The following is a 12,558-nucleotide window of genomic DNA, read 5'->3' as shown; positions in this document are numbered from 1 at the left end:
AATCTTTTTTATGTTTACTTAACGGCTTCTTTCAAGGCTTCTACTTTATCCAAGCGTTCCCATGGAAGATCAATATCTGTACGTCCCATATGTCCATAAGCCGCTGTTTGACGGTAGATTGGACGTTTGAGGTCAAGCATTTGGATGATTCCTGCAGGACGAAGGTCAAAGATTTGACGCGCTGCTTTTTCAAGTTTACTTTCAGCTACTGTTCCTGTACCGAAAGTATCGATACGGACAGATACAGGTTGAGCTACCCCAATCGCGTAAGCCAATTGCACTTCTGCTTTCTTAGCAAGACCTGCAGCAACAATATTTTTAGCAATGTAGCGAGCTGCATAAGAAGCTGAACGGTCAACCTTAGTCGCATCCTTACCAGAGAAGGCACCACCACCGTGACGTGAATAACCACCATAGGTATCCACGATGATCTTACGACCCGTCAAACCTGAGTCCCCTTGAGGTCCTCCGATAACAAAACGACCAGTTGGATTGATGAAGAATTTAGTCTCATCGTCAAGGTACGAAGCTGGAATCACTTCCTTGATGACCTTGTTGATTACATCCTTATGGATTTGTTCATTGCTGACTTCTGGATCGTGTTGGGTTGAAATAACGACAGTGTCCACACGCACTGGTTGGTCATTTTCATCATACTCAACCGTAACTTGAGATTTGGCGTCTGGACGAAGGTAACTAATTTCACCAGACTTACGTAGCTCTGCCAAACGACGAACCAACTTGTGGCTGAGTGAGATTGGCAATGGCATGAGTTCTTCAGTTTCATCAACTGCAAAACCAAACATGAGACCTTGGTCTCCAGCTCCAATCAAATCAAGTGGATCTTTATCCGCATTCCCACGAACTTCCAAGGCTTCATTAACCCCTTGAGCGATATCTGGTGATTGTTCTACCAAGGATGGGTGAACTCCTACCGTCTCCGCTGAGAAACCGTACTCTGTATTGGTATAACCGATTTCTGCAATAGTATCACGAACCACTCGGTTAATATCGACATAAGCATTGGTTGAAATTTCACCGAAAACATGTACTGAACCAGTATAAACAGCTGTTTCAGCAGCCACGTGCGCCTCTGGATCTTGCTCTAAAATAGCATCCAAAATAGCATCTGAAATTTGGTCTGCAATCTTATCTGGATGCCCCTCAGATACAGATTCAGACGTGAATAATTTACGTTCTGACATAAAAATGTCCCCCCTTAAAAAATATTCGTTATAGAGTTACAAAGAACTGGTAGGAAGAGTATTTACAATCAATCCCACCACCTTATCGGGACCATATAACCTAACTATTATAACACGAATCTTTGAAAAATACTCGTATGATTACTATTTTTCTTACTAGGAAAATGTTTTCTAATCATAACCAAATAAAAACTCTTAAAGTAGATGAGTTTCTACTCTAAGAGTGATGTTATAAACTAATTATTTTCTAGATAAAACTCAAACCGTTCTCCGACGTATTGACTCTTTACATACTCAAAAGCCGTTCCGTCATCAAAGTAAGAAACCTGAGTCAAACCTAAAATAGCATGCCCTTTTTCAACTTCTAAGTAATGAGCTATCTTTTCTTTGGCTAAACGTGCGTATATGGTCTGGTGAGATTTACCAATTCGATAACCATGCTCTTGCAAGGTTTGAAAGAAGTGCCTGGTTACTTCCTCTTTTTTGAAATTTTTGATAAATTTCTCAGGAATCGACGCCACTTCATAGACAACAGGAACCTTATCCGCATAACGAACACGCTCCATACGAATGATATTATCAGTTGGCAGTAAACCTAGTTTAACCACTTCTTGCTCATTTGGAATGGTTCGACGATAAGAAATCAAGTGACTAGACGGAGTTTTCCCTTGAGCTTTAACAATCTCCGTAAAACTAGTTGTTCCACGCATTCTTTCCTGAACACGTGTACTTGAAACAAAGGTCCCACTACCTACACGTCGTTCCAAAACCCCTTCTTCAACCAAAAGAGAGATTGCTTGACGTAAGGTCATGCGGCTAACGGCAAATTCTTCTGCTAAATCTCGCTCACTTGGAAGTCTTTCCCCAATTTTCCAACTTCCCTCATCAATATCTTTCTTGATTTGGTCGTGGATTTTCATATAAGCTGGTAACATGCTTGATCACTTCTTTTCTTTATTTTTTCCATTGTACCGTAACTCATAGGGAAAAGTCAAACCGCACTTGTTTGGTTGGTAATTCTAACCCTTTTATGATAGAATATTCAAGAAGATATTTCTTTGAAGAAAGGGAAAAGATGAGCAACATTTCAACTGATTTGCAAGATGTCGAAAAGATCATCGTACTAGACTATGGTAGCCAGTACAACCAACTCATCTCACGTCGTATTCGTGAGATTGGTGTCTTTTCAGAACTAAAAAGTCACAAGATTTCGGCTGACGAAGTCCGTGCTATCAATCCTATCGGGATTGTACTTTCAGGTGGTCCAAACTCTGTTTACGAAGAAGGATCGTTTGATATTGATCCAGAGATTTTTGAACTCGGTATTCCGATTTTGGGAATCTGTTATGGTATGCAACTATTGACTCACAAGCTTGGTGGTAAGGTTGTTCCTGCAGGTGACGCTGGTAACCGTGAATACGGTCAATCAACATTGACTCACACAGAATCAGCTCTTTTTGCGGGTACTCCAGATGAGCAACTTGTCTTGATGAGCCACGGGGATGCTGTAACGGAAATTCCTGCTGACTTTGTTCGTACTGGAACTTCTGCAGACTGTCCTTATGCATCTATTGAAAACCCTGATAAGAAAATTTACGGTATCCAATTCCACCCAGAAGTTCGCCACTCAGTTCACGGTTATGATATTTTGCGTAACTTTGCTTTAAATATCTGTGGTGCCAAAGGTGACTGGACTATGGATAACTTCATCGAGATGCAAATCAAACAAATTCGTGAAAAAGTTGGAGATAAACGTGTTCTTCTCGGACTTTCTGGTGGTGTTGACTCTTCTGTTGTTGGGGTTCTTCTCCAAAAAGCCATCGGTGATCAATTGATCTGTATCTTTGTAGACCACGGTCTTCTCCGTAAAGGAGAAGCTGACCAAGTTATGGATATGCTTGGTGGTAAGTTTGGGTTGAACATCGTTAAGGCAGATGCTGCCAAACGTTTCCTTGATAAATTGGCTGGTGTATCTGACCCTGAACAAAAACGGAAGATTATCGGTAACGAATTTGTCTATGTCTTTGACGATGAAGCAAGCAAACTAACAGACGTGAAATTCCTTGCTCAAGGGACACTCTATACAGACGTTATCGAGTCTGGTACGGATACTGCTCAAACCATCAAGTCTCACCACAACGTTGGTGGACTCCCAGAAGACATGCAGTTTGAACTGATCGAGCCACTCAACACTCTTTACAAGGATGAAGTTCGTGCTCTTGGTACTGAACTTGGTATGCCAGACCACATCGTGTGGCGCCAACCATTCCCAGGACCAGGACTTGCTATCCGTGTCATGGGAGAAATCACTGAAGAAAAACTTGAAACAGTTCGTGAGTCAGATGCTATCCTTCGTGAAGAAATCGCTAAAGCTGGTCTTGACCGCGACATCTGGCAATATTTCACTGTTAACACTGGCGTTCGTTCAGTAGGTGTTATGGGAGATGGACGTACTTACGACTACACCATCGCTATCCGTGCTATCACTTCTATCGATGGTATGACAGCTGACTTCGCTAAGATTCCTTGGGAAGTTCTCCAAAAAATCTCAGTTCGTATCGTAAACGAAGTTGACCACGTTAACCGCATCGTCTACGATATCACAAGTAAACCACCTGCAACCGTTGAGTGGGAATGATTTATAAACATAATTTGAAGTGAAATGGTTGTTTTAACAGTATTTTCGATTATTATAAAAGGTTAAAAATCAATCAAAATTGATTGGTTCCCCACCAAAAACCCCACCAGAAATATTCTGATGGGATTTTTTTATATTAAATTTTATTCTTCTATTATTTGATGCTTTACGCGCTTTCTTAAGACCTGGTTGGAAACATTTCTATTTGAATAAGTTTCAAGATGGTCTTAAAATCAATGTTTTCCAACATTTACAGAAAACAGAATTTCATCTAATTTGAATAAATTTCATTTAAATGGTGTGAATTTTACACTAAAAATACACGAATTGAGCTAGATTTTACCGAAAAGTTCACACCATTTAAATTGTTGTTTTGTACATCTTATATTTATATTTTTTCAAAATCAGTTTGATGATATAATCTTATCTAGGAATCAGCTAGAATTACTTTACAAGTATAGTCCAACTTAAATTTTCTACTTACATAAAAAATGAAAGAGTAAAACTTCATAAACATATGTCTAATATGAATTTAAATTGTGAATTTCTTGAAAAATATCCTTTATATTCGCTAATAAATTTTCTGGAGTATTATTTTTATAAATTACATGAAGATTTTTCTTGGCTCTTGAAAAAGCAACGTATAAAAGATTGCGAACTTCTTGAAATTGTGAATCAGAATCAATTGAAGTATTATACTTTTCAAAAAAATACTTACAATAATTTTCTTTTTTTGCAAATTTATCTTGTAGCACAACAACTACATTATCAAATTCTAGCCCCTTTGAGCCATGCAATGTGTAATAGCTAATTCCTTCATTTTTCAAATTATCAAAAATATAATTATACCACTTGATAAATTGAGAAATATCTAGATTAAAAAATTCATCAACAACTGTCATTTCTCTTTCTGATTCCTCCGAATCTTGAGAATAGTAAAAATAATCATAAGCACGATTCTTTATATTCAACAAAATGTTCTCGGCGGTATCATCTATCAAGAATATTTTTTTTAGAATATCATTACCTGAGATTGGTTTCTGGATTTTAGAGATTTCATCAATACATTTATCAATTATCAATGTTGATAGGTTAAACTCTCTCAAACTATTGATAAACTGTTTCATCTCTGCAAATGTTAGTGTTGATTTATACGGAGTTGCGAACTGGACAATCTCCCTGACAGTTGAATTATCATCCCCTGCCCTTTGAATAAAGTCTATGAAAGTTAAAATTTCTCTCAAGAACCACCCCATATGTTGTAGATTTTTCTGTAAAAATTCACTGTTTACATTATCCCAGTTATTGCCACTAAATCTGGGGAACTTTTTCAAAACTGATAATATTTCATCAAATCCTCTTGCTTTGGAAATATCATCATTTTTCATAAGAAGGCAAGCCGTATTATTAATTAGTTGATTTTCCTGTAAAAAAGTATCTAAGTTAAACTCATCACCAGCAACATAAAAATTATAAGAACCATTATCAAAATCATTATATATAGACTGTTGACCAAAATTGTCATTTCTAATTTTTTCAATTAACTCGACAATCTGCTTAGAAGAACGTCGGTTAAATTTTTTTTCAATGATTTTATATTCATGTTTATTTGGAAGAATCCCAATCCCCGAACCATAAATGCTTTGTAAAGAATCTCCAAAAAAACCTACTATAAATTTTTTCTTAGTATTTGAATATTCCCTGATGCTATCCATTATATCAATAACTTTTCCATCTGTATCTTGATACTCGTCTACTAAAACATATGGATACCTATCTGAAAATAATCTTTTTAATATATTCTGACCAGTAATGATATTTTTACAATATCGTAATAACGTATCATGGCTAATGACATAACTTTCAAGCTTATCTCGGTTTTGAACTGGGTTATAAATAATCTTTTGTGATTTTTTTCTTCAATTTCCTTTAATGTTATCTCAAATTTACACTTTTTGTTAACATTCTTGACTAAACTACTAAATTTTTCAACACTACTTAAATACTGTTCAAAGTATTTACTATAACTTATAATCTTCTCTTTGAAATCTTTTGCTGGGCTACTAGGTGTATTATAAAAGATTTTTAGGAACCCTTCATCACAGATATTTTTTTGGAATTCACTCTGATCTAAACTACTAGAAAGAGGGCTATCATCTATCTTTTGTTGAATTAAATGGAGTTCGTCTATAATTTTATTCTTATGTTCTCTAGTCAATAATTCTTGCTGAATAGAAATAAATCCCCATAGAAATTCATGAATTGTAGAAACTACTACTGAAGAATTTTTACCAAGCCGACTAAGAATCTCATCTTTTGCGGCATTAGTGTAAGTGATACATAAGATTTTTTGATTTCGTAATTTTAAATTTTCTCCCTCCGTCTTCAAAATATGTTCAATTGACTTTTGTAATGCATAGGTTTTCCCTGCTCCAGCACCGGCATCAAAACAAAAGCTCTCAAAGTTATCTAAACATTCATTAATATCTTTCTGAATGTCTAACTCTAGTTGTTTATTTTCTGGACTAATCGTATATGTCATATTTTACTCCTTAAAATAACTACAAAGTGAGTTCAAACCTGATTCAATATACTGAGGTTGTTTAAGGCTGAAGTCGTCATCAGTTACAGATAAATATACAATCCCAGTAGAAAACCTTGATTTTCCATCAGATAATTTAACTTGATACATATAAGATTTATCGGCTATTTCTGATGTTTCATCAATATCACCAAAACACCTCATATTAGGATGGACATATTGTAGTGCTTTAATCAAGGATTTCTTGTATTTATTTTCATCTTCGTTTCCTGCATTCGTTAAAACAACTGCTTCCTCAAAGCTAGTAGCATAATATCCATTTATTTTACCTTGCGAGAACATAGTGATGTTATTGTAATCAATAATCAATTCTTCATTGTTATTAAGCTTTTCGATTATCTTGTTATTAATCTCACCATATTTAGCTTCTTCATCTTTTAGCTCTTTTTTTATAAAATATTGCAGAGTACCATTCGTACTCAAGGAGCTCGTTGCAGCTGCATATTTACTCTCTAAATCTGATATGTTTTGTGGAATCACATCAGGATCAGGATCATCATTATCTTTTATATCAACTTTCTTTTCAGATTCAGATCTTTTTAAATCTAAATCTGTAAAAATAACAGTTTTAATTTCTAATAAGTCCAATAAACTAATAAACTGGTGAGCGTATGCTCCATCAATTCTGTAAACTTTAATATGATGCTTCTTCAATATTGGGTGTTTATCAATCTCATATCTCAGGTAAGTTTCTTCAGAAACTCCCTCAACTAAAACAACTGCATCAGCAAAGAAAATATCTGATACCTCTAGTCTTAAATATTTTTTGATATATTCATAAGCTTTTTTATCAATATTTCTACCAGATACTATTGCGTCATCACTTATGTTCTTTATGATATTATTTACACCTGCTTGACCTAGATAACTAATATTATTAAGTGTATTTCCTGATTGAATCTTACTGTTCAAAATATGTGTTGAGTGAGTCGTAATGATAATTTGAAATGTATCTAGCTGCTGTTTTTTTCCTAATAAGGTAGCGATTGCTTTTGAAATATTCTTTATAAACAGCTCCTGCATCTGGGGATGCATAAACGACTCCGGTTCTTCAATACAAAGAATATTTACTGAACCATTAATATCTTTCTTGCTGTATAATTCAATGTAGTCAACAATCTTTGCAATAATAACCATCAAGTTTGTATATCCCATACCAAACTGGCTTTCAGGTATATTATTATTTCCCTCTTGATACTCATAAATAATACTATTTGCAAAAATTTTCTCTAAAGTTACATCTGGATGTAAATTCATCTTTAAATTCTTAGTTGATTCAATGCTTGATACTGCACTCTGAAGAATATTCTTGATATTGGTATCAACCATATCCTTTACTTGATAATTAATGGCACCAACTAATTTATCAATTGTAGCTATATCATTATTTTTTATATAAGTTGAGACTATTTTATTGTAAGCTTGCGAAAGTGTCTTGTCATTTTTAACCGTATTTGCCTCTATTGTTTCTACCTTTAGCAATGAAGATAGAGAAAATTCTTTAGCAGGCTCCTCTTTTCCTATAGGATAAAAATTTAATACAAAATAATTACTGCTAAATAAACCTAAAAATTGTCGATATTGAATCTCTTTTTTATATACGATATTTTTATCTTGCTGATTATCTGTTTCTGAATTACTTTTTTTAGTTTAATAAGCTCTTCTTTAAAAGATTTCTCATCCGCCACTTCATACTTAATATCGATAGTTACTTCCGCAATATCTTGATTTTCTTGAGTTTCTACTGTTTTTATACCACTTACAACTAATATATCTTCGAAACTTGAAATCAAATCATTTCCATCATCGATTCCTAATATCAACTGAAACTCTAGTTTAGGAAAATAAGATTGATCAATACTTTCTATCTCTTCTTCAGATTTATTGTCAATATTTTCGTGATACCAATCTGATAATGTTTTTAAATTAAAATCGGTATATTTAAAAACACTACGACTACCTGACTTACTATTTTGTAGTGTATTCAATAATTTGACAATTGTACTTTTACCAGAATTATTTTTACCTACAATTAATGACGAACTTTTTGATATATACTCTTCTGTTATATTTATTTTCTCTGTTTCATCTTCATCTTTTGGAATTTCCGGCCATTTGCTATGAGCGAAGTTAATTACCTGAACTTTTTCGCCATATTTTCTATAATTTTTTATTGATAAACTTTTTAAATACATAAAAATTCTTTCCTATTTTGGAGTTCTCATCCCCAGCTCTCTCAACCGTTCCTGCCCTATCTTCAACATCTCTTTTTCTACCTTGTTCCATTTTCCAAATAGGCATTCGTGTAGAACTTCTGCTGCTGAGATCTGATCTACTTCCGAATCATAAACGCACGATTGATCCCTTTGAAAAATTTGAATTTGATTAAAAATATTGTCATTTTCTAACTCCCGTAAGTTATCAACTAAATGTTCTACAATTCCATCATGGTGTTCTTTGGGAGTCGCTCTAGCTTGACTAAGATCTATAGCATAGAGCTCCTCATAACGTATCAAAGTACTGAGATAGGACAATTCTGGCTTGGTCGCAATCAGTGCAAGTGAGACTTGATATCCTCTAGTTATCAATAATTGTGCCGTTTTTCTAGGAACTTCTGTTGTTCTCAAGGTGCCCTCGATTATCAAATGATAACCTTGTTTACTCAATTCATCTACGAGATATTCAACCATTTGGCCCGCAAATACTTTGGTATAATCCACACTATCTTTTCCATACTTTTCCTGTAGGCCAAGATAGTTCGGATGAAAAGAGCGATAACTATCTCCATCAATGATAATGATATTGCCTTGAAATTCCCTTTGTTTCACACGATGAATCGTTGTCTTACCAGCACCACTCTGTCCACCTAGCAAGATAGCCTTGGGCTGAGACGAAGTTGTTTTACCACGAGTTAAAGAACGGATAAGTCGTTTGGATGCTCGTTCAAAATCATCTTGACTAAATTCTTCTAATTTCATTAAGCCACCACCAGATGACTAGCTTGTTCTAGCATACGTTCAATGCCATCCAAATAGCCATTATATCGCTCCACATCCTCAAAAGTTGCAACAAGATAAATCTTCGTGTTAATCAAATCAGAAAGATCATTGCTCATTAGAACCCAAGGATTAGAAGCATCGTCAAATGCAATTCCTTGTTCATCTTGAAAACGATAAAGTTGCGCTAAGATATTCGCCCCTCGTTCTTTAATCACTTCAATTTTCAGAGTTAACTGATAATCTTCTACTGGTGTAAGCATTTTTTCCTCCCCTACGATATCGATATACGAAACATTAAATTTCTTGCAGATACGATCTATTAATTCTGTCGAAACTGAACTTGTCCCATTTTCATAACGACTCAGACTATTTCGAGAGATACCAACAATCTTTGCAAACTCAGGTTGCGTTAATTTATGTGTTTTACGTAACGTTTTTATATTTTCTCCAATCATGTAACTCCTCCTTTTATTTATTTCTATTATAACATAAAAAAGATAAATGCACCATTTTTGGTGCATTGTTGCTGATGGATATAATACCATATATTTAGTTATTGAAGAAAAGGTTCTATGAATCTGTTCAAAAAGTTTTTGAGAATATAAAAAAGTAAGAAAAGTATAATCTAAAACATATTGGAGATATGAATCTATGGTATACTAGTGATAATAAATAGTTATCGGTAGGAGAATACTATGGAAATAAAAATAATTGATAAAATTTTATCTCAAAAATGTTTTTGGACAATTATTTTTACTTGTTGGATTTTTATTGGAATTATAGTATCAATTTTTGATTCATCATTAAAATACAATTATATATATGTTTTCGGGGTGAATTCTCTATTGTTAGCCCAGATTATCACATATCAAAATTTAATGAAAAAAGAAATAATCCTTAAAACATCTATTTCAGGTACTAAAGTCAATAATCTTCCACTATTTCCAGTATTCAGTAAAAATAATAGTTATCTAAACAAATGGTATAATATATCTATTTGTTTTGTAATTGGTTTAATTTATTTCATTTCTCTAGTATTATTAAAGGTTCTTATCTTGCAGGAGCTAATTACAATCTATGGTGCAATTACTTTAATTCTAACTGTATTTATTGCAATACAACTGTATTTAAAGTATATACTTTATATTCTCACATTAAGGAAAATTTCAAAATTAGAGTTTATTTCATTAGTACCAATTTCCCTGCATAATCCATCTGAATGTGATTGGATAGTTAAATTTACCGATAGTATGAGTTCATTTAGTAATTATTTTGGAATTTTAGGTATTGCTTATACTGCTCTATTCTATTTAACCACTCCACTATCTGCTATTAAATTTACCGGATATACATTAATAATAGATACACCTAATAACCTAGTATTTATAATTACTTGGGGAATAATTTTTATACTGATTGGCTTTGGTTATTTAATTTTTGACTATCTTTGGAAGAAATATATTAAAGAGATAATAAAAAAATAAAAATAATGCAACTAAAGGAATATGATATTACTGATTACAGTAATAAACAACTTAATAAAGATTATATTGAACTATTTAAACTCTATAAAGATTCCCCGAACTTTCCACAGTTATTCAATGGAAAAACACTCAATCCGATAGGTTACATCCCCATTTTGATAAATCTATATAGGTTACTTCAACCATTTTTATCACAAAATTAGTGTTGTTAAAAGAGCAGAGAATTCCAATCTCTGCTCTTTTATTTTAATAAATCCCCGCTCTCACCTTCGCTAATTTAATTGAATAATCAATAAAATAATTTAATCTTTCCATAGAGTGATTTTTTTCTAAAACTTCACATTGTTTTTTAATATCAAACTCAATTAACGAAACTTCATTTTTTATATGTTTTAACACACTATATTTATTCAATAGAATTTCTATATTAGTCACCTTATCTTTATTCTGAAGTCTCAATTTTTCTTTATTAGAGAGAAACTGTTCAAGGTAAACGTAACATAAATTTTTCCTACTTTTATTAATATCAAAATTATGATTCCCTTTGTATTTTACAGTGAACTCAGGATTAAAGTATGCTTCGCAATCATTTAGTAATTGAAATAAGTAGCCTAATTTATAACCAATAATTGCTAAATGTTGATTGTCTAATTCAGGATCATATGATTTCATGCCAATCACTAAACAATTTTGAATAACTTGTGAAGTTTGGTTATCTAAGATTTCTTTTATTTTATCAATACTTACATTAATATCAATATTCAATTCTTGTATTGTTCCCTGACACATTCTAATAATCATTTGGCTAAATATCCTAATCGTAGAATCATCAATTTCAGATAATAATTCAATACACTTTCCTAATAAAAAAACTGTGATTACTAAGGCTTCATCAATAGAATATTGCTTATGTACTGTGTATATGCTATGTCTTTTATCGTCTTGATCTATAATATCATCAATAATAATAGAGGATTTATGAATTAACTCAATAGCTATTGCAGATTTGTAAACTTTTTCATTTAGATTCTCAGAAAACAACTTATAACCATAATATGTTAACAACGGTCTGAAACGACTCCCATTCACCACTTGAAGTATCTCATGATATTGTACTGGTAGTTCAAGCAGTATTGATTTAATCCTAGAATCAATAGTGAACAAAAAATCTTTTTCTTCACTATTTAACGTAATTTTTGGTGTCTTTTCCATAGTATTCTCCTAGTGATAACTATTTATTATCACTATACAAAGCTCCCAAATAAGTTTATAATAGCATGATTATTGATGAAGGAGATTTTCATGGATTATACACTTATTTCTACTTTCTTAGACCACTGCGAAACTCATAGACGCTTAAGTTCACATACGATTAGAGCTTACAAAAATGATATTTTGCAATTTTACAATTCAAATTACACCCGTGTGGAAACCTATGTTGAACATTTGATAAAATCCAATCTTAAATCTAATACATTACGTCGCAAAATCGCTAGTTTGAAGGTGTTTTACAACTACTTGAAATATCAGAATTTAGTTGATGAGAATCCTTTTAATCAATTACGTTTTCAATTTAGAACGGAAAAAATATTACCTAAAACAATTCCCTATGACATTTTGAAAAGTATTT

The 12,558-nt window shown here is 32.9% G+C and carries 12 protein-coding genes; 3 read left to right on the top strand and 9 right to left on the bottom strand.

Annotated elements, in window-relative coordinates; genetic code table 11:
• Positions 1–14: 14 nt before the first annotated feature.
• On the bottom strand, positions 15–1,205 hold the full coding sequence (metK, locus tag SPAR10_RS10185; protein ID WP_004253971.1) for a methionine adenosyltransferase: 1,191 nt from the start codon (positions 1,203–1,205) through the stop codon (positions 15–17).
• 236 nt (positions 1,206–1,441) lie between these two features.
• Entirely contained in the window at positions 1,442–2,140 is a 699-nt protein-coding gene (locus SPAR10_RS10180) for a GntR family transcriptional regulator (RefSeq protein WP_004253969.1), read from the bottom strand.
• 140 nt (positions 2,141–2,280) lie between these two features.
• Between SPAR10_RS10180 and guaA the strand changes: the two genes are divergently transcribed.
• A complete protein-coding gene (guaA, locus tag SPAR10_RS10175) occupies positions 2,281–3,843 on the top strand; it encodes a glutamine-hydrolyzing GMP synthase (RefSeq protein WP_004253965.1) in 1,563 nt (520 codons plus the stop codon).
• A 521-nt stretch (positions 3,844–4,364) separates the two neighbouring features.
• Here guaA and SPAR10_RS11310 read toward each other — a convergent pair.
• The 6 genes from SPAR10_RS11310 to pezA form a co-directional block, all read right to left on the bottom strand.
• A complete protein-coding gene (locus SPAR10_RS11310; protein WP_269770994.1) occupies positions 4,365–5,696 on the bottom strand; it encodes a 3'-5' exonuclease in 1,332 nt (443 codons plus the stop codon).
• Positions 5,636–6,385 carry a UvrD-helicase domain-containing protein gene (locus SPAR10_RS11270; RefSeq protein ID WP_004253962.1) on the bottom strand — a complete coding sequence of 250 codons (750 nt, stop codon included), beginning with the start codon at positions 6,383–6,385 and terminating at the stop codon, positions 5,636–5,638. Before SPAR10_RS11270 ends, SPAR10_RS11310 begins: the two co-directional genes overlap by 61 nt.
• A gap of 3 nt (positions 6,386–6,388) precedes the next feature.
• Complete coding sequence (locus SPAR10_RS10165; RefSeq protein ID WP_004253958.1) at positions 6,389–7,927, bottom strand: ATP-dependent nuclease; 1,539 nt, start codon at positions 7,925–7,927, stop codon at positions 6,389–6,391.
• 83 nt (positions 7,928–8,010) lie between these two features.
• Entirely contained in the window at positions 8,011–8,640 is a 630-nt protein-coding gene (locus tag SPAR10_RS11305; RefSeq protein ID WP_004253956.1) for an AAA family ATPase, read from the bottom strand.
• A gap of 12 nt (positions 8,641–8,652) precedes the next feature.
• On the bottom strand, positions 8,653–9,423 hold the full coding sequence (gene pezT / locus SPAR10_RS10160) for a type II toxin-antitoxin system toxin PezT (protein ID WP_004253954.1): 771 nt from the start codon (positions 9,421–9,423) through the stop codon (positions 8,653–8,655).
• Complete coding sequence (pezA, locus tag SPAR10_RS10155; protein ID WP_004253951.1) at positions 9,423–9,899, bottom strand: type II toxin-antitoxin system antitoxin PezA; 477 nt, start codon at positions 9,897–9,899, stop codon at positions 9,423–9,425. The genes pezT and pezA overlap by 1 nt, the downstream gene beginning before the upstream one ends.
• 240 nt (positions 9,900–10,139) lie before the next feature.
• On the opposite strand from pezA, the gene SPAR10_RS10150 reads away from it, so the two are divergent.
• Positions 10,140–10,928, top strand: a complete 789-nt coding sequence (locus SPAR10_RS10150) for a hypothetical protein (protein ID WP_004253949.1) — start codon at positions 10,140–10,142, stop codon at positions 10,926–10,928.
• Between the two features lie 246 nt (positions 10,929–11,174).
• On the opposite strand, the gene SPAR10_RS10145 is transcribed toward SPAR10_RS10150, so the two are convergent.
• Positions 11,175–12,140: a polyprenyl synthetase family protein gene (locus SPAR10_RS10145; RefSeq protein WP_004253947.1), complete on the bottom strand. Its 966-nt coding sequence runs from the start codon at positions 12,138–12,140 to the stop codon at positions 11,175–11,177.
• A 90-nt stretch (positions 12,141–12,230) separates the two neighbouring features.
• Between SPAR10_RS10145 and SPAR10_RS10140 the strand changes: the two genes are divergently transcribed.
• Positions 12,231–12,558 (top strand): site-specific integrase (locus tag SPAR10_RS10140; protein ID WP_004253944.1); only part of this gene is annotated, 328 nt, incomplete at its 3' end.

The organism is Streptococcus infantis SPAR10, assembly GCF_000279535.1.
Taxonomy (GTDB): domain Bacteria; phylum Bacillota; class Bacilli; order Lactobacillales; family Streptococcaceae; genus Streptococcus; species Streptococcus infantis_I.
The sequence above is the reverse complement of the archived record's forward strand: the minus strand, read 5'-3'. Positions and strand labels throughout refer to the sequence as shown.